23 protein-coding genes are annotated in these 20,977 nt (G+C 65.8%); 5 read left to right on the top strand and 18 right to left on the bottom strand.

Going from position 1 to position 20,977, the window contains the following annotated elements:
* Window positions 1-63: 63 nt before the first annotated feature.
* The 5 genes from ACFPFG_RS25335 to rpsP form a co-directional block, all read right to left on the bottom strand.
* Window positions 64-792, bottom strand: a complete 729-nt coding sequence (locus ACFPFG_RS25335) for a CoA pyrophosphatase (protein ID WP_312372783.1) — start codon at window positions 790-792, stop codon at window positions 64-66.
* 87 nt (window positions 793-879) lie between these two features.
* Complete coding sequence (gene rplS / locus ACFPFG_RS25330; protein WP_013800930.1) at window positions 880-1,260, bottom strand: 50S ribosomal protein L19; 381 nt, start codon at window positions 1,258-1,260, stop codon at window positions 880-882.
* Between the two features lie 110 nt (window positions 1,261-1,370).
* Window positions 1,371-2,141 carry a tRNA (guanosine(37)-N1)-methyltransferase TrmD gene (gene trmD / locus ACFPFG_RS25325; RefSeq protein WP_034364112.1) on the bottom strand — a complete coding sequence of 257 codons (771 nt, stop codon included), beginning with the start codon at window positions 2,139-2,141 and terminating at the stop codon, window positions 1,371-1,373.
* Between the two features lie 12 nt (window positions 2,142-2,153).
* Window positions 2,154-2,723 carry a ribosome maturation factor RimM gene (rimM, locus tag ACFPFG_RS25320; protein ID WP_183019928.1) on the bottom strand — a complete coding sequence of 190 codons (570 nt, stop codon included), beginning with the start codon at window positions 2,721-2,723 and terminating at the stop codon, window positions 2,154-2,156.
* A 132-nt stretch (window positions 2,724-2,855) separates the two neighbouring features.
* On the bottom strand, window positions 2,856-3,110 hold the full coding sequence (gene rpsP, locus ACFPFG_RS25315; protein WP_012207143.1) for a 30S ribosomal protein S16: 255 nt from the start codon (window positions 3,108-3,110) through the stop codon (window positions 2,856-2,858).
* Window positions 3,111-3,256: 146 nt separating this feature from the next.
* Here rpsP and ACFPFG_RS25310 point away from each other — a divergent pair, with 146 nt between their 5' ends.
* Window positions 3,257-3,781: a GNAT family N-acetyltransferase gene (locus ACFPFG_RS25310; RefSeq protein ID WP_034364110.1), complete on the top strand. Its 525-nt coding sequence runs from the start codon at window positions 3,257-3,259 to the stop codon at window positions 3,779-3,781.
* A gap of 7 nt (window positions 3,782-3,788) precedes the next feature.
* A complete protein-coding gene (locus ACFPFG_RS25305) occupies window positions 3,789-4,295 on the top strand; it encodes an NINE protein (RefSeq protein ID WP_088163932.1) in 507 nt (168 codons plus the stop codon).
* Between the two features lie 67 nt (window positions 4,296-4,362).
* Here the strand turns inward: ACFPFG_RS25305 and ACFPFG_RS25300 are convergent, their stop codons facing one another.
* From ACFPFG_RS25300 to ACFPFG_RS25270, 7 genes are all read right to left on the bottom strand, one after another.
* Window positions 4,363-5,373, bottom strand: a complete 1,011-nt coding sequence (locus ACFPFG_RS25300) for an inorganic phosphate transporter (protein ID WP_012207146.1) — start codon at window positions 5,371-5,373, stop codon at window positions 4,363-4,365.
* Between the two features lie 22 nt (window positions 5,374-5,395).
* A complete protein-coding gene (locus tag ACFPFG_RS25295; RefSeq protein ID WP_012207147.1) occupies window positions 5,396-6,043 on the bottom strand; it encodes a DUF47 domain-containing protein in 648 nt (215 codons plus the stop codon).
* Between the two features lie 142 nt (window positions 6,044-6,185).
* On the bottom strand, window positions 6,186-6,548 hold the full coding sequence (locus ACFPFG_RS25290; protein WP_012207148.1) for a DMT family protein: 363 nt from the start codon (window positions 6,546-6,548) through the stop codon (window positions 6,186-6,188).
* Between the two features lie 252 nt (window positions 6,549-6,800).
* Window positions 6,801-7,547: an ABC transporter ATP-binding protein gene (locus tag ACFPFG_RS25285; protein ID WP_012207149.1), complete on the bottom strand. Its 747-nt coding sequence runs from the start codon at window positions 7,545-7,547 to the stop codon at window positions 6,801-6,803.
* A 3-nt stretch (window positions 7,548-7,550) separates the two neighbouring features.
* Window positions 7,551-8,345: an ABC transporter ATP-binding protein gene (locus tag ACFPFG_RS25280; RefSeq protein ID WP_012207150.1), complete on the bottom strand. Its 795-nt coding sequence runs from the start codon at window positions 8,343-8,345 to the stop codon at window positions 7,551-7,553.
* A 17-nt stretch (window positions 8,346-8,362) separates the two neighbouring features.
* Window positions 8,363-9,442: an ABC transporter permease subunit gene (locus ACFPFG_RS25275; protein ID WP_013800924.1), complete on the bottom strand. Its 1,080-nt coding sequence runs from the start codon at window positions 9,440-9,442 to the stop codon at window positions 8,363-8,365.
* Between the two features lie 10 nt (window positions 9,443-9,452).
* Window positions 9,453-10,382, bottom strand: coding sequence for a branched-chain amino acid ABC transporter permease (locus ACFPFG_RS25270; RefSeq protein ID WP_012207152.1), 930 nt, complete (start codon window positions 10,380-10,382; stop codon window positions 9,453-9,455).
* A 305-nt stretch (window positions 10,383-10,687) separates the two neighbouring features.
* Between ACFPFG_RS25270 and ACFPFG_RS25265 the strand changes: the two genes are divergently transcribed.
* Window positions 10,688-11,035 (top strand): GFA family protein, encoded by a 348-nt coding sequence (locus ACFPFG_RS25265; RefSeq protein WP_183019929.1) that lies wholly within the window; start codon window positions 10,688-10,690, stop codon window positions 11,033-11,035.
* Here the strand turns inward: ACFPFG_RS25265 and ACFPFG_RS25260 are convergent.
* Both ACFPFG_RS25260 and ACFPFG_RS25255 read right to left on the bottom strand, forming a co-directional pair.
* The gene (locus ACFPFG_RS25260; RefSeq protein WP_183019930.1) at window positions 11,014-11,649 is read right to left on the bottom strand and encodes a 2-hydroxychromene-2-carboxylate isomerase; all 636 of its coding nucleotides are present in this window, start codon (window positions 11,647-11,649) and stop codon (window positions 11,014-11,016) included. The genes ACFPFG_RS25265 and ACFPFG_RS25260 overlap by 22 nt on opposite strands.
* Before the next feature lie 80 nt (window positions 11,650-11,729).
* A complete protein-coding gene (locus tag ACFPFG_RS25255) occupies window positions 11,730-12,458 on the bottom strand; it encodes an SDR family oxidoreductase (RefSeq protein ID WP_183019931.1) in 729 nt (242 codons plus the stop codon).
* A gap of 90 nt (window positions 12,459-12,548) precedes the next feature.
* Here ACFPFG_RS25255 and ACFPFG_RS25250 point away from each other — a divergent pair, with 90 nt between their 5' ends.
* A complete protein-coding gene (locus ACFPFG_RS25250) occupies window positions 12,549-12,998 on the top strand; it encodes a winged helix-turn-helix transcriptional regulator (protein WP_183019932.1) in 450 nt (149 codons plus the stop codon).
* Window positions 12,999-13,030: 32 nt separating this feature from the next.
* Here the strand turns inward: ACFPFG_RS25250 and ACFPFG_RS25245 are convergent, their stop codons facing one another.
* On the bottom strand, window positions 13,031-14,335 hold the full coding sequence (locus ACFPFG_RS25245) for a replication-associated recombination protein A (protein ID WP_012207157.1): 1,305 nt from the start codon (window positions 14,333-14,335) through the stop codon (window positions 13,031-13,033).
* A 442-nt stretch (window positions 14,336-14,777) separates the two neighbouring features.
* Here ACFPFG_RS25245 and brnQ point away from each other — a divergent pair, with 442 nt between their 5' ends.
* A complete protein-coding gene (brnQ, locus tag ACFPFG_RS25240; RefSeq protein ID WP_312372756.1) occupies window positions 14,778-16,091 on the top strand; it encodes a branched-chain amino acid transport system II carrier protein in 1,314 nt (437 codons plus the stop codon).
* On the opposite strand, the gene ACFPFG_RS25235 is transcribed toward brnQ, so the two are convergent.
* From ACFPFG_RS25235 to ACFPFG_RS25225, 3 genes are all read right to left on the bottom strand, one after another.
* Window positions 16,078-17,604, bottom strand: coding sequence for a methyl-accepting chemotaxis protein (locus ACFPFG_RS25235; RefSeq protein ID WP_197955314.1), 1,527 nt, complete (start codon window positions 17,602-17,604; stop codon window positions 16,078-16,080). The two genes, brnQ and ACFPFG_RS25235, sit on opposite strands and share 14 nt — an antisense overlap.
* 169 nt (window positions 17,605-17,773) lie before the next feature.
* On the bottom strand, window positions 17,774-18,409 hold the full coding sequence (gene lolA / locus ACFPFG_RS25230; protein ID WP_183019935.1) for an outer membrane lipoprotein periplasmic chaperone LolA: 636 nt from the start codon (window positions 18,407-18,409) through the stop codon (window positions 17,774-17,776).
* Window positions 18,410-18,438: 29 nt separating this feature from the next.
* The gene (locus ACFPFG_RS25225) at window positions 18,439-20,802 is read right to left on the bottom strand and encodes a DNA translocase FtsK (protein WP_183019936.1); all 2,364 of its coding nucleotides are present in this window, start codon (window positions 20,800-20,802) and stop codon (window positions 18,439-18,441) included.
* Window positions 20,803-20,977 lie beyond the last annotated feature (175 nt).

Raw genomic sequence — 20,977 nt, 5'->3', positions numbered from 1 at the left:
CATCATACTGGCGCATGCAGACAGGTCAGTGACCCCGGGGTGGCGCAGCCCCCGTTCCGGGCATCAGGCCGACAGGAATCGGTAAAGATTTCGCAGCATGCCGGCTGTGGCGCCCCAGATGTAGCGCTGGCGATCGCCATCCTGGTAGGGCATGGCAAACCATTCGCGCGGCACGCCGTTCCAGACCATGGAGTGGCGCTCATGGTTGGCAGGATCGAGCAGGAAGGCCAGCGGCACCTCGAACACATCCGCCACTTCGTAGGGATTGGGATTGAGGTGCGCCCGGGGATCGACCAGGGCCACCACCGGCGTGATCAGGAAGGCCGTGCCCGTGATGTAGATGGGCAGCGTGCCCAGCACTTGCACATCGCTGGCGGCCAGTCCGACTTCCTCATGCGCCTCGCGCAGGGCCGTGGCCTGGGCAGAGGCATCCTCCGGATCGCGCTTGCCGCCCGGAAATGCCACCTGCCCCGAATGCGTGGACAGGTGGGCCGTGCGCTCGGTCAGCAGCACCGTGGGTTCGGGGCGCAGCACGATGGGCACGAGCACGGCGGCATCGGTGGGCTGGCGATCGCTGAAGCGCTTCTCGCGCACCACCTCGGGAGCCCACTGCGGCGGCAGCGCAAAGCGCTGGCGCAGGGCCTCGGGCGTGCGGGCTTCGGGGGGCACGGCAGGCAGGTGGCTGTCCTTGCCAATCAGTTGCGCCATGCGCGGGTCGGCGATCGACGGCACGGCTGCGGGCGCTGGGCCACCGGTCGGCACGGGAATGGCGGTATCGGGCTGTGAGGACACGAATGAAGGGCTGTGATGGAAGACGGCCGGACAACAAAAAAGCCGCTACAGGCGACTGTAGCGGCTTTCCAGCTGTGACGCAGGTGCTTAGGCTTCGGCAGAAACCTTGACACGCGACGGCAGCTTTTCCTTGATGCGGGCCGACTTGCCGCTGCGCTCGCGCAGGTAGTACAGCTTGGCACGACGCACATCACCGCGACGCTTGACTTCGATGCCGGCGATCAGGGGCGAGTAGGTCTGGAACGTACGCTCCACGCCTTCACCGCTGGAGATCTTGCGCACGGTGAAGCCGCTGTTCAGGCCACGGTTGCGCTTGGCGATCACCACGCCTTCGTAAGCCTGCACGCGCTTGCGGCTGCCTTCGACCACGTTCACGCTCACGATGACGGTGTCACCGGGGGCGAACTGGGGGATGGTCTTGTTCAGACGGGCGATTTCCTCTTGCTCGAGGATCTGGATCAGATTCATGGTCAACATCCAATCGATCTTGTCCGCGCCAGGATTGGCAAGCGCCGGGATTGGCGCCATGGCTGCTTTGTTCGTAGCAGCGGCCGGATAGAGGATCGAAGAATCGCGGATTATAGCCCGGAGACGTTTTTTGCCAAAAACCCCTCGTCCTTGGCGTTGAGCAGGCCCTGGGCGCGCGCCTGCTCTATCAGCTCGGGCCGGTGCCTGGCCGTGATGGACAGGCGCTGGTCGCGGCGCCAGCGCTCGATCTGCGCGTGGTGACCGGACAACAGTGGCGCCGGCACTTCCCGCCCTTCCCAGACTTCGGGGCGGGTGTAGTGCGGGCAATCGAGCAGGCCGTCGAGCGCCGGATTGAAGCTGTCCTGCTGGAAACTGCCTTCGTCATTGAGCACGCCGGGCTGCAGCCGTGCGACGGCATCCAGCAGGGCCATGGCAGCGATCTCGCCGCCAGAAAGAACGAAGTCGCCCAGGCTCAACTGGTGCGTGACATGGGTATCGATGAAGCGCTGGTCCAGGCCCTCGTAGCGGCCGCACAGCAAGATTGCGCCCTGCCCCTGCGCCCAGTCGGCCACCACGGCATGGCGCAGCGTGGTGCCGATCGGCGAGAACAGCACCACGGGAGCCGGCTCGGGCTCGCCGGCCTCGCGGCGCGCCTGCCGGGCCGCCTCCAGGCAGCGCTGCAGCGGCTCGGCCATCATCACCATGCCGGGGCCGCCGCCAAAGGGGCGATCGTCCACGCGCCGGTAGTTGCCCTGGGCATGGTCTCGCGGATTCCACAGGTGCACGCCGACCTGGCCCGAGGCATAGGCTCGGCGCGTGACGCCGCTTTCAAGAAACGGCGTGAACAGCTCGGGGAACAGCGTGATGATGTCGAAGCGCATGGAGGTCGGCGATCAATAGTCGGGCTGCCAGTCGGCAACGATGGTCTTGCCCGGCAGATCCACCTTGTCCACATAGGCATCGACGAAGGGAATCATGCGCTCGCGCTCCTTGCCATCCTCTTCATAGGCCAGCACCAGCACGGTCTGCGGGCCGGTGGACAGCAGGTCGCGGACGACGCCCAGGGCCACGCCCTCGCGGTTGACCACGGACAGGCCCAGCAGATCGACCCAGTAATACTCGCCATCTTCGGGCTGCGGGAAATCGCTGCGCGCCACGAAGATGCGCGCGCCACGCAGGGCCTCGGCGGTATTGCGGTCGTTCACGGCAGGCGATGTGGCGACGACGGAATCGGAGTGGACGCGCGCCTGCTTGACCGGCAGCAGCACCGTACCGGTGAACTGCCGCGCACCCTTCTCGGGGGGCTGCAGATACCACTGCTTTGCGGTGAACAGGGCCTCGGGGTCGGCGCTGAAGGCGGCCACCTTGAACCAGCCCTTGATGCCCCAGGCATCGGCGATGCGCCCGACCTCCACGGCATCGGCGGGCAGTACGCTGGCTTCGAGTTCAGGCATGTGGCTCATGGCAGTCGGTAGGCAGTAGATGGACAGTCGATGCAGATCGTTGCAGATTCCTGCAAGGCGATCCGGAGGGGAAAACAAAAACGGGCTCCGTCAGACAAGCCAACGGAACCCGATTTCAGAAGGGATGCTGAATTAGGCAGCAGTCTTCTGGGTGGCCTGCTTGATCAGGCGCTCTGCGGTCTCGGAAGCCTGCGCGCCAACGCCCTTCCAGTAGTTCACGCGGTCCAGAGCGACGCGCAGACCCTCTTCGCCGCCACGGGCGTTGGGGTTGTAGAAGCCCAGGCGTTCGATGAACGAACCATCGCGGCGCACGCGCTTGTCGGCGGCAACGATGTTGTAGAACGGACGGGCCTTGGAACCGCCGCGAGAGAGTCGAATGACGACCATGATTTTCCTTCGGGTGGGCGCAGCCACCACACAATTAACTAGACAATGAATGGCTGCACATGTTTTGCGGCGTTTGAGACACGCGACATGGCCACCCGGCCAGCGACACGCCGTAAAACCAGCGATTATATCCAACTTCCCTTTCCATGCCTACCATTCGCTCAAGCCTGGACGGCGATCTCGCCGCCATCACCGCCATTTACCGCCACCACGTGCTGCACGGCACGGGCACGTTCGAGACCGATCCCCCTGCCGAATCGGACATGGCCACGCGCCGCGCGGACGTGCTGGCCAAGGGCCTGCCCTATCTGGTCGCCGTGGACGAACAGGGCCAGGTGCTGGGCTTTGCCTATGCCAACTGGTTCAAGCCGCGCCCGGCCTATCGCTTCTCCGCCGAGGATTCCATCTACGTGCATGACGCGGCGCGCGGCCAGGGCGTGGGCCGACTGCTGCTCGATGCGCTGTCGCGCGAATGCGAGGCGGCCGGCGTGCGCAAGCTGCTGGCGGTGATCGGTGACTCGGCCAATGCCGGCTCCATCGGCGTGCACCGCGCCGCGGGCTTCACCCCGGCGGGCACGCTGAGCTCCATGGGATGGAAGTTCGGCCGCTGGCTGGACATCGTCCTCATGGAGAAGACCCTGGGAGACGGCAACCGCAGTTCGCCCGAATAATGGGTGCATGAACCGACCCAGCACGCCTTTGCCTCAGCCCGCTCAAGCACAGCAGGGGGCTGCGCGCTCCAAAAGCAAGACCCTGACGACCTGGCTGGCCTTTGTCGGCGGGCCGCTGGGGCTGCACCGCTTCTACCTGCATGGCTTCGGCGACTGGCTGGGCTGGCTGCTGCCCGTGCCCACGGCGCTGGGCGTGTACGGCATCGAGCGCGTCCAGCAACTGGGGCAGGACGACCAGCTCAGCTGGCTGCTGATCCCGCTGCTGGGCTTCACCATCGCCGGCTGCGCGCTGCGCGCCATCCTCTACGGGCTGACCGACACCGAGGCCTGGAACCGGCGCCACAACCCCGGCGTTGACTTGCAGGCGCAGGCCGGGCGCACGGGCTGGTCAACCATCTTTGCCATTGCGCTGTCCCTGATGCTGGGCGCCGCCGTGCTCATGGCCAGCATTGCCTACAGCTTCCAGCACTACTTCGAGCACCAGGTGGAGGAAGCGCGCAAGATTTCCCAGTGATGCGCAATGCCTCTCCTAAAAAGAAAGACCGCCATTGGCGGTCTTTCTTTTTGGCGGTGGCTCTAGCTCAGTACAGCTGGAGACTGATCCAGTAGGCAATGGAAGCCACGAAGGCGCTGGCAGGAATCGTCAGCACCCAGGCCCAGACGATGTTGCCTGCCACGCCCCAGCGCACGGCGCTGGCACGCTGGGTGGAGCCCACGCCGACGATGGCACCCGTGATGGTGTGCGTGGTCGAGACCGGCACGCCCAGGAAGGTCGCGAAGAACAGCGTCAGCGCGCCACCGCTTTCGGCGCAAAAGCCTCCCACGGGCTTGAGCTTGGTGATCTTCTGGCCCATGGTCTTGACGATGCGCCATCCGCCGAACATGGTGCCCAGGCCGATGGCCAGGTAGCAGCTGACGATGGTCCACAGCGGCGGCTCCGCATCGCCGGCATTGGCATAGCCGGTGGCGATCAGCAGCAGCCAGATGATGCCGATGGTCTTTTGCGCATCATTGCCGCCGTGGCCCAGGCTGTAGGCGCCGGCGGAGACCAGCTGCAGCCGGCGGAACCAGCGGTCCACCCGGTTGGGAGCGGCGCGGCGGCAGATCCAGGCCACCAGCACCATCATCAGCGAGCCCAGCAGGTAGCCCAGCAGCGGCGAGACGAAGATGAAGGCCACGGTCTTCCAGATGCCGCTGGCGATCAGTGCGCCCGCGCCGGCCTTGGCGATCACGGCGCCCACGATGCCGCCGATCAGCGCATGCGAGGAGCTGCTGGGGATGCCGTAGTGCCAGGTGATCACGTTCCAGGCAATGGCGCCGACCAGGGCGCCGAAGACCACGTGCGTGTCCACGATGCCGGGCTGGACGATCCCCTTGCCCACGGTGGCCGCCACGCTGAGGTGGAAGACAAAGACCGCCACCACGTTGAAGAAGGCCGCGAAGGCCACGGCCTGCGTGGGCTTGAGCACGCCCGTGGAGACCACGGTGGCGATCGAGTTGGCAGCATCGTGGAAGCCGTTCATGAAGTCGAACAGCAGGGCCAGCACCACCAGCAGGATCACGACCCACAGGGCCGCTTGTACGGATTCCATAACGAAACGACTCCGCGAGGGCTCAGGAATTCTCGAGGACGATGCCCTCGATCAGGTTGGCCACGTCCTCGCAGCGGTCGGTCACCGTCTCCAGCAGCTCGTAGATGGCCTTGAGCTTGATGACTTCGCGCACATCGGGCTCTTCGCGGAACAGCTTGCTCATGGCCGAGCGCATCACGCGGTCGGCATCCGATTCGAGGCGGTCGATTTCCTCGCAGGTCTTCATCGCCGCGTCCACCACCGATGGATCGGAGATGCGCGACAGCAGCTTGACCGCATCGCGCAGCCGCTCGCAGCAGCGCACGCACAGGTCGGTCAGGCGCGTGATCTCATCCGTCATGTGGCGCACGTCGTACAGCGCCATGGTCTCGGCCGAGTCCTGGATCAGGTCGGCCACGTCGTCCATGGTGTTGATCAGCGAGTGGATGTGCTCGCGGTCCAGCGGCGTGATGAAGGTCTTGTGCAGCGCCTTGGTGACGTCATGCGTCACGCGGTCGGCGGCACGCTCGGCGTTGTTCACGTCCTCGTTGTACTTCTCGCGAAGATGAGGATCGTTGTAGTTGGCGACAAGCTGCGAGAAGGCATGCGCGGCATCGACGATGCGGTCGGCATGCTGGTTGAACATCTCGAAGAAATTGCCTTCGCGTGGCAATAGTTTGCCAAAAAGCATGAATGCTCCTTACCGGGAAAAGTGGGAACCAGGCGACTCACTGCGTCACATTGCGGATGCTTGGCATGGCTTCCCGGCTTGAACGGGGCGAAGTGTACTCTTGAGTCCCAAGCGCGTTTTTGCGCGTCGGCGCGCCGCCTTGTCAGCCGCTGCGAAAAATAAAATACACCGCGCCCACCATGCACAGGCCGGCCCAGAGGAAGTCCCATTTGAGGGGCTGGTTCAGGTAGAGCACGGCAAAAGGCGCGAACACCGACAGCGTGATCACCTCCTGGATGATCTTGAGCTGCGCCACGCTGAACTGCGTGTGGCCTATGCGGTTGGCGGGCACCTGCAGCAGGTACTCGAACAGCGCAATGCCCCAGCTGACAAGGGCTGCCACGTACCAGGGCGACGAGGCGTGGTTCTTCAGGTGCCCATACCAGGCAAACGTCATGAAGACATTGCTCATGGCCAGCAGGACCACGGTCTGCAGCCCGACGGGGATGTGTTGGAGCCAGTTCATGCGAGGTGCGCCCGGGTGCTGGAAGGCCTGAATTATCGCGCCCGCAGCGCCAGAAGCTGGATTTTCGATTTCTTTCCAAAAATTGCCTTTTTGCGCGAATTCTCTCGAAAAACCTGCTTCATCGCACAGATACGCAATATTTCGCATCGATTGGCATTCGATGAATCTTCATCAAATCGTCATATTTTTGCCATATCCCGTCGATGGCACGGGACATTCCAGCAACCTGTGCGCAGGCGGCAGCCCCGCAGCTCACTCGCCCAGGTAGGCGGCCCGCACGCGCGGATCGCTGAGCAGGGTCTGGCCGGGCCCGGTCATGGTGATCAGGCCGGACTCCATCACATAGCCGCGGTCGGCCAGCGCCAGCGCACGGCTGGCGTTCTGCTCGACCAGCACCAGCGTCACGCCCAGCGCATGCACATCGCGCACCACCTCGAAGATCTTGTCCACCATGATGGGCGACAGGCCCATGGAGGGCTCGTCCAGCAGCAGCACCTTGGGCTGGCTCATCAGCGCGCGCGCCATGGCCAGCATCTGCTGCTCGCCACCCGACATGGTGCCGGCCAGCTGGTCGCGGCGCTCCTTCAGGCGCGGGAAGATGCCGAACATGCGCTCGATGTCGGCGGCAATGCCGGCCTTGTCGTTGCGCGTGTAGGCGCCCATGAGCAGGTTCTCGGTGATGGTCATGCGCGCGAACACGCCGCGCCCCTCCGGCACCATGACCAGGCCCTGGGCCACCAGATCCCAGGCGCCCACGTTGCGGATGCTGCGGCCCAGGTAGTGCACGTCGCCGTCCGCCATCTGCAGGCTGCGCGTGACGGCCTTCATGGTCGTGGTCTTGCCCGCACCGTTGGAGCCGATCAGCGAGACCAGCTCGCCCTGGCGGACCTCGAAGTCCACGCCCTTGACGGCCTGTATGCCCCCATAGGCCACCTTCAGTCCCTGGACCTTCAACAGCACCGGCGCGGACACGCCCTTGTCTTGCACTTGCTCACCCATGGTTCAGTGTCCTCCGGTGCCCAGATAGGCTTCGATCACCTTGTCGTTCTTCTGCACCTCGGCCGGCGTGCCTTCGGCGATGGGCTTGCCATAGTCCAGCACGGTGACGCGATCGCACAGGCCCATGACCAGCTTCACATCGTGCTCGATCAGCAAGATGGTGCGCTGGTCCCGGCGGATGCGGTCGATCAGCTCGCGCAGCTGCACTTTCTCGGTGGCGTTCATGCCGGCGGCAGGCTCGTCCAGCGCGATCAGTTGCGGGTCGGTGGCCAGCGCCCGCGCGATCTCCAGCCGGCGCTGGTCGCCGTAGCTCAGCGTGCGGGCCTTGAAGTCGGCGTATTTGGAAATCCCCACGTAGTCCAGCAGTTCACGGGCCCGCGCGCGGATCGCGGCTTCCTCGGCCTTGAAGCCTGGCGTGCGGAACACCGCGCCGATCAGGCCCGAATGCGTGCGCACATGGCGCCCGACCATCACGTTCTCCAGCGCCGTCATCTCGGCAAACAGCCGGATGTTCTGGAAGGTGCGCGCAATGCCGGCCTTGGCCACCTTGTGTACGGCCGAGGGCTCGTAGGCCTTGCCGGCCAGCTCGAAGCTGCCGCTGTCGGGCGTGTACAGGCCCGTGATCACGTTGAAGAAAGTGGTCTTGCCCGCGCCGTTGGGACCGATCAGGCCGTAGACCTGGCCCCGGCCGATGGTCATGCCCACATCGGACAGGGCCTGCAGTCCGCCAAAGCGCTTGGAAATGCCCGAAACCCTGAGCACCGGGGAGGTGGAGCCGTTGTCTGCCGTGTTCGCCATCTGCGTTGTCTCCATGCTCAGGACTGGTGCGGCAGGTTCTTGCCATGCTCGGGCGACGGCCACAGGCCGCGCGGACGCATCAGCATGATGACGATCATGGCCAGCGCGATCAGCAACTGGCGCAGGATGGAGGCGTCAAGCCGCCCGTCGGTCATCTGCTGCAAGGGACCGGCCACATAGCGCAGCACCTCGGGCAGGGCCGACAGCAGCACCGCCCCCAGGATCACGCCCGGCAGATGGCCCAGGCCGCCCAGCACCACCATGGCCACGATCATGATGGACTCCATGAGGCTGAACGACTCGGGCGAGACGAAGCCCTGGAAGGCCGCGAACATGGCGCCCGAGACACCACCGAAGGAAGCGCCCATGCCGAAGGCCAGCAGCTTCATGTTGCGCGTGTTGATGCCCATGGCCTTGGCGGCGATCTCGTCCTCGCGGATGGCCATCCAGGCACGGCCGATGCGCGAGTCCTGCAGGCGCCAGCAGATCACGATGCTGACCAGCACCAGGAAGAGGAACAGGTAGTAGTACAGCGTGACCGAGCTGATGTCGTAGCCGAAGATCTCCTGGCGCTTGGCCAGGTCCAGGCCCAGAATTTTCACCGAGTCGATCTGGCCTATGCCCTTGGGGCCGTTGGTGATGTTGACCGGCTGGTCCAGGTTGTTCATGAAGATGCGGATGATCTCGCCGAAGCCCAGCGTGACGATGGCCAGGTAGTCCCCGCGCAGCTTGAGCACCGGGATGCCCAGCAGTATTCCCGTGATGCCCGCCAGCAGCGCCGCCAGCGGTATCACCAGCCAGATGGAGGTATGCAGCCCGTCAGGGAACATGGCGGCAAAGCCCTCGAAGGTCTCCGCCAGATGCGGCGAGGCCATCAGCGCGAACATGTAGGCGCCCACGGCGTAGAACGCCACGTAGCCCAGGTCCAGCAGGCCTGCATAGCCCACCACCACGTTCAGGCCCAGTGCCAGCAGCACATAGAGCAGGGCCAGGTCGGCGATGCGCACCCAGGCATTGCCGAAGTACTGCAGCACCAGCGGCAGCACCATCAGCGCCAGGCCGCCCAGAATCCATTGCACGGTCTTCTTGCTGTTCATGCGGGTCTCCTCAGGCGCGGTCGGCCACACGCTCACCCAGCAGGCCCGAGGGGCGCAGCGTCAGGATGATGATGAGCACGATGAAGGCGAAGATGTCGGTGTAGTGGCTGCCCAATACGCCACCCGTGAGGTCGCCGATGTAGCCCGAGCCTATGGACTCGATCAGCCCCAGCAGCATGGCGCCGACCACGGCACCGGCCAGGTTGCCGATGCCGCCGAACACGGCCGCCGTGAAGGCCTTGAGCCCCGGCAGAAAGCCCATGGTGTGGTGGGCCGTGCCGTAGTTGGAGGCGTACATGATGCCCGCGATGGCCGCCAGCACGGCGCCGATGATGAAGGTGGCCGAGATCACCACGTCGGGCTTGACGCCCATCAAGGCCGCCACGCGCGGATTCTCGGCCGTGGCCCGCATGGCGCGCCCGAGCTTGGTGTAGTTGACCAGATAGGTCAGCGATGCCAGCGCGATCGCCGTGACCACCAGCACCAGGATCTGGGTGGGCGTGATCACCGCCGTGCCGATCTCGAAGGGCGTGCTCGGCAGCAGCGTGGGATAGGCCTTGTAGTTGGGCTTCCAGATGATCATGGCCAGCGTCTGCAGCAGCAGCGAGACACCGATGGCCGTGATCAGCGGCGCCAGGCGCGGGCTGCTGCGCAGGCGGCGGTAGGCCACTTTCTCGATCACGAAATTCAGTGCCGCGGCCACCACGCAGGCGATCACGGTCGCCAGCAGCAGGATCAGCCAGCCCGGCGCACCGGGCATGGCCTCCTGCATCAGGCCTATGCAGCTCCAGCTGGTCAGCGCGCCGACCATGAGCACCTCGCCATGGGCGAAGTTGATGAGCTGGATGATGCCGTACACCATGGTGTAGCCCAGGGCGATCAGGGCGTACATGCTGCCCAGGACCAATCCGTTGATGACCTGCTGAAGCAGTATGTCCATATGCGCTCTCCCCTTTAGTCCAGGATGGAGACATTCAGCGTGCCTCGCATCCAAACGAACGGAGCCAGCAATGCCATGGTGGTGGAAGCTCTCCCGCCGCATCCTGGCTTGTGGCCCGGAAACCGCAGGGGATTGGCGATTCTAGGCACCCCCTGGCGGCCTGCAACGCCTTGTTGCAGCGGGGTTTCCCGAGGCTTTACAAGCCACGTGCTCTTATGTAGCACTGCAGCAATTTGCCGTAGCCAGCATGAACTCCTACCATCAACGGCAGTGCCGCCAGCCCGCGGCGGCCACGGAGAACCCCGATGAAATACCACGGCAGCTGCCACTGCGGCGGCATCGCTTTCGATGTGGAAGGCGAACTCACCCAGGCCATGGCCTGCAATTGCTCCATCTGCTCGCGCAAGGGCGCCCTCATGTGGTTCGTGCCCCGCGAACAGCTGCAACTGAGCACGCCCGAGGAGCAGATGCGCACCTACACCTTCCACCGGCACCTGATCCAGCACCGCTTCTGCCCGACCTGCGGCATCCATCCGTTCGGCGAGGCCATCGACCCCCAGGGCCGGCACATGGCGGCCGTCAACGTGCGCTGCCTGGAAGGCGTGGACCCCGAGGCGCTGCGCACCACGCGCTACGACGGGCGATCGGCCTGAGGCTGGCTGCAGGCCCGCAGCGCTTGCTCCTCCACATCGCGCAGGCGGTCCTTGCCGAAGTAGATCTCGTCGCCAACAAAAAAGGTGGGCGATCCGAAAGCGCCACGGTGGAAGGCCTGCTCGGTATTTGCCAGCAGCCTGGCCTTGACCTCGGGCGTCTGGCTTGCGGCGATCAGGGCCGGGGCGTCCAGGCCCGCCCCGGACAGCTCGGTGCCGATCACCTGGGCATCGTCCATCTTGCAGCCCTTCTCCCACATGCTGGAGAACACCGCATCCACATAGCGCTCGAAGCAGCCCAGGCCCTGCGCCGCCACGGCCCCGCGCATGATTTGCAGGGTGTTGACGGGAAAGTGCGGATTCATCCGGAAGCGCGTGAGCCCATGGCTTTGCACGAAACGCTGCAGTTCCAGCGCCTCATAGGCGCGCTTGTTGGGAATATCGGCATTCGCCTCGGCCGGCGAGCGGTTGTTGGCCAGCTTGAACAGGCCGCCCAGCAGGACCGGCACATAGTCGAAGCGTATGCCGCTGCGCGCCTCGATTGCGGGGATGACCTGGTGGCAGAGATAGGCGTTGGGGCTGCCGAAGTCGAAGAGGAATTGCACGTTGGGGTTCATGGCGCGGCCTGCATCAAATGGGATGGAGCATCGAAGCGAAGGGGCTGAAGGGGCTGAAGGTGCGGAAAGGGCTGAAGGGCCTACCAGGACTCCATCCAGGGGCGGATTTCGGTTTCATGCGTCCAGGCATCGCGCGGCTGCTGGTGCAGTTGCCAGTAGAGGTCGGCGATGTGGTCGGGATTGAGGATGCCGTCCTGCTGCTTGAGGGCATAGCGCTCGGGAAAATTGGTCCGGATGAACTCCGTGTCGATGGCGCCGTCGATCACGGGATGGGCCACATGGATGCCCTTGGGCCAGAGCTCGCGCGCCATGCTCTGGGCCAGCGCACGCAGGCCGTGCTTGGCACCGGCAAACGCCGCAAAGCCCTCGCGCCCGCGCAGGCTGGCCGTGGCACCCGTGAAGAGGATGGTGCCCCGGCCGCGCGGCAGCATCACCCTGGCCGCCTCCCGCCCCATCAGGAAGCCGGCGAAGCACGCCATCTCCCAGACCTTGAAGTAGACGCGCGCCGTGGTCTCGGTGATGCCGAAGCGCACGTTGGCGCCGATGTTGAAGACGGCGACCTCGATGGGTGCGATCTCGGCCTCGATCTTCTGCACCAGGGCCACCATTTCCTCTTCCTTGCGCGCGTCGCTGCCAAAACCATGGGCCTGGCCACCGGCGGCGCGGATCTGTTCGACCAGGGGCTGGAGCTTGTCCGCGTCGCGGCGCGTGACGCAGGCGATATAGCCCTCGCGCGCAAAACGCCGGGCGATGGCGCCGCCCGTGGCGTCGCCAGCGCCGATCACGAGAATGGCTTTCTTGTCGGTCATGGGATCTCCGTGGATGATTGGTCAGTTCATTTTTTGAACCCAATGCACGGTAGGTTTAAAATCAGAACCCGTCAAGCGGGGAACTGCCCAATGAAATGGAACGAACTGGAAGAGGAGCGCTGCTCCATCGCACGCACGGTCTCGGTCATCGGCGACCGCTGGACACTGCTGGTGCTGCGCGACTGCTTTCTGGGCGTACGCCGCTTCGATGAATTCCTGGGACGCCTGGGCATTTCACGCCCCATGCTGTCGGACAGGTTGGCCAGGCTGGTCGAGGCAGGCGTGCTCAAGAAGGTGGCCTACCAGGAGGCGCCCATGCGGCATGAGTACCGTCTCACGCCCAAGGGGCTGGACCTGCATCCGGTGGTCATGGCCATCGTGCACTGGGGTGATGTACACATGTCCGGCGAGCAAGGCCGGCCCCTGCTGCACCGGCATACGGTGTGCGGCCACACGTTCGACCCCCTGGTCGTCTGCTCGGAGTGCCACGCCCCCCTGCACGCGCGGGACGTGGCGGTGGAGCCCGGCCCGGGCGCCTAGTCCCGGCACCGGCCCGCCCTCACCGGCTTCGGCTATGCGCCGCCAGCCTCTTCGTCCCACTTGCGCAGCACGGCCAGCTTCTCGCCGATCTTGATTTCCAGGCCCCGGGGCACGGGCTGGTACCAGCCCGGCTCAGCAATGCCCTCGGGCAGGTAGGTCTCGCCGGCCGCGTAGGCGTTGGGCTCATCGTGCGCGTAGCGGTATTCATGGCCGTAGCCCAGCTCCTTCATGAGCTTGGTGGGCGCGTTGCGCAGGTGCACGGGCACCTCGCGGCTCCTGTCCTGCTTCACGAAGGCCCGGGCCTTGTTGTAGGCGTTGTAGCCGGCGTTGCTCTTGGCGGCCATGGCCAGGTAGATGACGGCCTGGCCCAGCGCCAGCTCGCCCTCGGGGCTGCCCAGGCGCTCATAGGTCAGGGCCGCGTCGTTGGCGATCTGCATGGCGCGCGGGTCGGCCAGGCCGATGTCCTCCCAGGCCATGCGCACGATGCGCCGCGACAGGTAGCGCGCATCGGCCCCGCCATCGAGCATGCGCGTGAGCCAGTAGAGCGCGGCATCGGGATGAGAGCCGCGCACGGACTTGTGCAGGGCCGAGATCTGGTCGTAGAAGTTGTCGCCGCCCTTGTCGAAGCGCCTGGCATTCAAGGTCAGCGCGTTCTGCACGAACTCGGCATCGATCCGCGTGACGCCCGCAGCGCCGGCCGCCGTCTGGCATTGCTCCAGCAGGTTCAGGAAGCGCCGGGCATCGCCATCGGCATAGCCGACGATGGTGTCGCGCGCCAGGTCGTCGAACTCCAGGCCGCCCAGGGCCTTTTCCTGCGCCCGCAGCAGCAGTTGCCTGAGTTCATCGTCGGTCAGCGACTGCAGCACATAGACCTGAGCGCGCGACAGCAGGGCCGAGTTCACCTCGAAGGACGGGTTTTCCGTGGTGGCGCCGATGAAGGTCACCAGCCCGCTTTCCGCATAGGGCAGCAGCGCATCCTGCTGGGACTTGTTGAAGCGATGGATCTCGTCCACGAAGAGGATGGTGTGCCGGCCCATGGCCAGGTTCTGCTGCGCCTGCTCCATGGCCGCGCGGATGTCCTTGACCCCGGAGAACACCGCAGACAGGGCGATGAACTCGCACTTGAAGGCCGTGGCCGTGAGCCGGGCCAGCGTGGTCTTGCCCACGCCGGGCGGCCCCCAGAAGATCATGGAGTGCGGCTTGCCCGACTGGAAGGCCAGGCGCAGCGGCTTGCCCTCGCCCAGCAGATGGGACTGGCCCACGACCTCGTCCAGGGTCTTGGGCCGCAGGGCTTCGGCCAGTGGTGCGGAGGGCTCCTGGGTGAACAGATCAGCCATGGGCCAGCTCCGTCGCAGGCAGCGCCGCGCAGAAGGCGTTCGGCAGCCCATGTGCCGGATTCGCTGCCGAGGGGAACAGATGCAGTTGCAAAACCATGACGCCATTGTCCACGCCATGGCGGCAGCGGGTGCGCCAGCCCCTGATGCCTGTACCTGGCCGCGGGGGATGAAGCCATGGATCGCCAGCCGGTAGCCTGGCCATCGCCTGCAGGCATGTCACTCACATGACAGGAATGGTTTGCATGCATCTCATCAAGAGCAATCACTGACATTTTTCACCCGCTTCGGGCCACCGCCCTAAAATGCTGCCCTTTGCGGAGCCGGCCGCGCGGCATGCGCGGCCATCGGGCCTGCGCCATTGCTGCCCCATCGCTCCGCGCCTCCCACCGTTTCCGGAACTGCCTGCCATGCGGCAAGGCAGGACCTTTTCATTTCTGCATCCATGCAAACACTCAAGACCCGGGACCTTATCGCCCTAGGCTTCATGACCTTTGCGCTGTTCCTCGGCGCGGGCAACATCATCTTTCCGCCCATGGTCGGCCAGGGCGCCGGCGAGCACGCGGCCGCTGCGGCCACGGGCTTTCTGCTGACGGGCGTGGGCCTGCCGTTGCTCACCGTGGTGGCGCTGGCGCGCGTGGGCGGCGGGCTCGATGCGCTGACCTCGCCCGTGGGCCGCAAGGCCGGCATGGTGCTGGGCCTGCTGATCTATCTCATCCTCGGCCCGCTGTTTGCCACGCCGCGCACGGCCACCGTGTCGTTCGAGATGGGCTTTGCGCCCTTCGTGGGCCACAGCAGCACTGCGCTGTTCATCTACTCGGCGGTGTACTTTGTGCTGGTCATGGGCCTGTCCCTGTTCCCCGGCAAGCTGATCGACACCATCGGCAAGCTGATCACGCCGGTGCTGATCCTGGCCCTGGTGGTGCTGGGTGCCGCCGCCGTGCTGCTGCCGGCCGGTGCCGCCACCAGCGCCAGCGGCGACTACCTGGTCGCGCCCCTGACCGAAGGGTTTCTGGAGGGCTACCAGACCATGGACGCGCTGGGCGCCCTGGCCTTCGGCATCGTCATCGTCAACGCCATCCGGGACCGGGGCATCTCCCACACCGGGCTGCAGACGCGCTACGCCATCATCGCGGGCGTGATCGCGGCCGTGGGCCTGGGCCTGGTGTACCTGTCGCTGATCCATCTGGGCGCCACCAGCCAGTCCATCGCCCCGCAGGCGCAGACCGGCGTGCTCATCCTCACGCGCTATGTGGATCACACCTTCGGCCCCATCGGCAGCCTGCTGCTGGCGGTGGTGATTTCCCTGGCCTGCCTGACCACGGCCGTGGGCCTGGTCAGCGCCTGTGGCGCCTACTTCAGCGAGATGCTGCGCCTGCCCTACCGCGCGGTGGTGGTGGCCATTGGCCTGGCGTGCATCCTGGTGTCCAACCAGGGCCTGGCCCAGCTGATCGCCCTTTCCGGCCCCGTGCTGGTGGGCATTTATCCGCTGGCCATCGCCCTGGTGGTGTTGAGCCTGCTGTCAGGCCTGTGGCGCAATGCGCAGCGCGTGTTCGCGCCGGTGCTGGCCGTGGCCCTGGTGTTTGGCCTCATCGATGCGGCCAAGGCGGCCGGCTGGCAGGACTGGCTGCCCGCCTTCCTGAACAGCCTGCCGGGCAACGGCATGGGCTGGGCCCTGCCCGTGGCAGCCACCCTGGTGCTGGCGGCGCTCCACGACCGGCTGCGCCCGGCCCCGGCCACCGCGTTCAGGCCGTCCTGAAACGCGCCATGAGTTCGACCAGCTGATGGGCCTGCTTGCGCAGGCTCTCGGCGGCCGAACTGGTCTGCTCCACCAGCGCGGCGTTCTGCTGGGTCCCCTCCTCGATGCGGACGATGGCGCTGTTGACGTGGCTCACGCCCGCGCTCTGTTCGCCGCTGGAGTGGCTGATGGCGCCGATCATGCGCGAGACCTTGGCAATCACCTCCTGCACCGAGGCCATGGTCGCACCCGCGCTGTCCACCTCCTCGGCACCCAGGGCCACGCGCTGGGCGTTGGCCTGGATCAGGTCACGGATTTCCCGCGCCGCGCCCGAACTGCGCTGGGCCAGCGTGCGGACCTCGGCGGCGACCACGGCAAAGCCCCGGCCCTGTTCTCCGGCCCGTGCGGCCTCCACGGCCGCATTGAGCGCAAGAATATTGGTCTGGAACGCGATGCCGTCGATCACCTCGATGATGCTGACCACGCGCTCGGATGCATCCTGGATGCTGCGCATGGTGCCCACGACGGCCGAGATGGCATCGCCGCCGCGCGTGGCGATGTCGCTGGCGGACGAAGCCAGCAGGTTGGCCTTCTCTGCGTGATCGGCATTACCGCGCACGGTGGAGTCGAGCTGGTCCATGGACGAAGCCGTCATCTGCAGGGCCGATGCCTGCTGCTCGGTGCGCTGGGCCAGGTCGCTGTTGCCGGCCGCGATCTGCGAGCTGGCGGATGCCACCTGCTCCGCATTGCCCCGCACTTCCACGACGATGCTGCGCAACTGCTCCTGCATGGCGCCCAGCGCCCGCAGCAGCTGGCCCAGTTCGTCGCGCCCGCCGCTCGCTATGGCATTGGTCAGATGGCCCTGGGCCACATTCTCGGCCAGCTGGACCGCGCTGCGCAGCGGTGCCACCACGGCACGGGTGATGAGCCAGCCAATGGCCACGCCGGCCACGGCCGCCACCAGCATCAGCACCAGGCTCAGCTCCGTGGCGTGCTTGCCGCTGCTGTAGGCATCGTCGGCCACCGCCTTGCTCTGCGCCGCAATGCCGGCCTTGAGCTGGGACAGCAGCTCGGCCGGCTCGCGGTCCACGCCGCGCACGGCCATGTCGCCCACGGAGGGGTCGAAGCCCGTGGCCTCGAATTTGTCCAGCCCCACGCGGTAGCCTTCGGCCATCTTGCGGTGCTGCGCCACAAAGCCCTGGGCGATCTCGCGCAGCGAGGCATCGTCCACCAGGGCCAGCAAGGCCACGGTCTTGTCCTGCACGGCGCGCTCATCGGCCAGAAAGCCCTTCCAGTGCTGCTCGCGCAGCGCGTTGTCCGAGCCGCGCAGCAGCACGTTCTTCCATTCCTGGACCTGGGTTTTGAAGTGGCCTTCCACCTCGGCGGCAAGGCGTTCCGCCGCCATGTGGCGCTGGACATCGCCGTGAAAGACGCCTAGGGATCGATGGGCCGACCAGAGTCCGAAGAATCCGGCAGCGAGGGTGAATAGCAGCGCCATGGCAATGGCGAGCGGCAACTTGCGACTGAGGTTCATAAAGGCATGCGAGAGCCGGCCAGCATGTCCTCGGAGGGACGTCGAAACAATCGCTGGCCGCAGGCCGCCATTGTCTCGACGATATTAGGCAAAACCATTACAAAACCTCACAAACTGCGCACTGCAGCCTGCGACTGGCCTGAAGGGTTGCCCCGCGCGGCAGCGCGGCTTACTGCTTGAGCACGTCGGCGCCCGCTGGCACCTTGAACTCGAAAGTCGAGGCCGGCAGGGACGCCTGGGTCTGCAGCCGGCTGAAGCGGATCAGCGAACGCTGGCCAAAGCTGTCAAGGATGTCCAGCGCCGAAAGCTGGCCATCGGCCGCAAAGCCCACGCGCACGCTCTTGAGCTGGCCGTTCTTGTCCTTGGGGCTGGCCTGGACCCATTGCAGGCCATCCTGCTCGGGCGCGGACTGCAGATCGAAGTCGGCGCTCAACGCCTTGAGATCGTTGGCCGACGCCAGGATGGCGGCCGGCGTGCTGCCCAGGGCCTGGGCCTGGGGGCGCTGCGTGACCTGGTTGAGGTCGGCGTCATAGAGCCACAGCGTCTTGCCGTCGGCGACGATGGTCTGCTCGAACGGCTTGGTGTAGACGAACCTGAATTTGCCGGGACGCTGGAATTCGAATTGGCCGCTGGAGTTCTTGGTGCGCGGCGGCTGGCCGTCCTTGGACGGGGCCGTGACGGCCTGGGTGAATTCGGCGCGGCCGGCCTGGGAATTCTTCATGAAGGCTTCCAGGCTCTTGAGGCCGTCGGCCCACGAGGCCGTCGCGCTTGCCGCGATCACAACTGCAGTCAACAGACGTTTCATTCTTTCTCCATGATTGCGGGGTGGCGGGCTCATTCCCCGGCGCGCGCGGGCACCAGCACTTCGCGCTGCCCGCTGGCCGTGAGACCGCTGACCAGGCCCGCCTTTTCCATATCTTCCAGCAGCCGCGCCGAGCGGTTGTAACCAATCCTGAGCTTGCGCTGCACATACGAGATGCTGGCCTTGCGGTCCTTGAGGACCACTTCCACGGCCTGGTCGTACATGGGATCCTTCTCGCCGCTGCCGCCGTCGCCGGACTCCGAGCCGAACTCGCTGTCGCCCTCGGCCGTGCCGCCTTCGAGCACGCCTTCGATGTAGTCTGCCTCGCCCTGCTCCTTGAGGTAGCCCACCACGCGGTGCACTTCCTCGTCCGACACGAAGGCGCCGTGCACGCGCACGGGCAGGCCCGTGCCGCTGGCCATGTAGAGCATGTCGCCCATGCCCAGCAGGGATTCGGCGCCCATCTGGTCAAGCACGGTGCGGCTGTCGATCTTGCTGCTGACCTGGAAGGCGATGCGCGTGGGGATGTTGGCCTTGATCAGGCCGGTGATCACGTCCACGCTGGGGCGCTGGGTGGCCAGGATCAGGTGGATGCCGGCCGCGCGGGCCTTCTGGGCCAGGCGCGCGATCAGCTCCTCGATCTTCTTGCCGACCACCATCATCAGGTCGGCCAGCTCGTCGATGACGATGACGATGTGCGGCAGGCGCTGCAGCGGCTCGGGCTCCTCGGGCGTGAGGCTGAAGGGGTTGGGAATGGATTCCTCGCGCGCCTTGGCCTCGTCGATCTTGACGTTGTAGCCCGCCAGGTTGCGCACGCCCAGCTTGCTCATGAGCTTGTAGCGGCGCTCCATCTCGGCCACGCACCAGTTCAGGCCGTTGGCGGCCTGCTTCATGTCGGTGACCACGGGGCACAGCAGGTGCGGAATGCCTTCGTAGACCGACATTTCCAGCATCTTGGGGTCGATCATCAGCAGGCGCACATCGCGGGCCTCGGCCTTGTACAGCAGCGACAGGATCATGGCGTTGATCCCCACCGACTTGCCCGAGCCCGTGGTGCCGGCCACCAGCACGTGCGGCATCTTGGCCAGATCGGCCACGACCGGATTGCCCACGATGTCCTTGCCCAGGCCCATGGTCAGCATGCTCTTGGCGTCGTGGTAGACCTGCGAGCCCAGCACCTCGGACAGGCGGATGGACTGGCGCTTGGCATTGGGCAGCTCCAGCGCCATGAAATTCTTGCCGGGAATCGTCTCGATCACGCGGATGGACACCAGGGACAGCGAACGCGCCAGATCCTTGGCCAGGTTCACGATCTGCGAGCCCTTGACGCCGGTGGCCGGCTCGATCTCGTAGCGCGTGATCACGGGGCCGGGCATGGCGGCCACCACATGCACATCGACGCCAAAGTCCTTGAGGCGCTTTTCGATCAGCCGGCTGGTCATCTCCAGCGTCTCGGGCGAGACGCTTTCCTGGCGCTGCTGCGCCGCATCGAGCAGGTCCACCTGGGGCAGCTTGCTGTCGGGCAGTTCGGAGAACAGGGGCTTCTGGCGCTCCTTGACCACGCGCACGCTGGGGGCCGCAGCCTCTTGCAACACGGGCTCGATGATCTGCACGGGCTGCGGGTGCTGCACGGCGCTTTCCGTGCGCTCCTCCTGCACCACTTCCTCGCGCTCGCGCGCAGCGCGGCGGCCTGCGGCTTCGTCCCGGGCCTTTTCACGGCGCGCAAAAAGAAAGAGCACCCAGCCGTCCAGGCGTGCGCCCATGGATTCGGCCAGATGACCCCAGGAAAAGCGGAACACCATGGCCAGGCCGATCACGGCCACGCAGATTCCGATCAGGCCCGAGCCCATGAAGCCCAGCCACTGCAGGCTGTGGTACCCCAGCATGTAACCGAAGACGCCGCCGGCCGGGCCGGGCAGCACGCTCTCGAAGCGGTACAGGCGCGTCCACTCCAGTGCGCAGCTCGCACCCAGCAGCAGCAGCAGCCCGCCCCAAAAACGCAGGCGCCGGCGCCACAGGGGCGGCAGTGGCACACCGTCGCGCGGCACGCCGCCGCGCAGCCAGCGCGCAAAGGAAGACAGCCAGGTCTGCAGCGAGGCCAGCACCAGCCACCAGACCGACATGCCGAAACCGAAATAGCAGGCGTCGGCCAGCCAGGCTCCGACGCGGCCCATCCAGTTGGCGACCAGGCGCGCGTGTCCCGCCCCGGAGGTGGACCACGCTGGATCCTGGGGCGAGTAGCTGAGCATGGAGGCAAGCCAGAACACCAGGGCCAGCAGCCCCGCCAGCAGCAGCATTTCGTGGCCGAAGCGCGCCACCATGCCGGGGCGCGCCGCAGACCTGGATTTGCCCTTGGCGGATGTGGAAGCGTTCAGAGCGTTCAATGAGTAAGTCATACGCAGGCGGGAGCTTACCCCAGCCCCCTCGGACTGGCCGCAAAAACAGCCAGGGCGACCCGCTAGCGTAATGCAAGCACTTGCAACAGAGCATGACGCCGCCGCATGACGGCGCCACGTCGATCATTTTTGACAATCCGGGCCATTGATCCATATGGCAACGGGAACCTGACTG

The organism is Delftia deserti (genome assembly GCF_042653485.1).
GTDB classification, from domain to species: domain Bacteria; phylum Pseudomonadota; class Gammaproteobacteria; order Burkholderiales; family Burkholderiaceae_C; genus Comamonas; species Comamonas acidovorans.
This window is presented reverse-complemented; position numbering and strand designations above follow the sequence as displayed.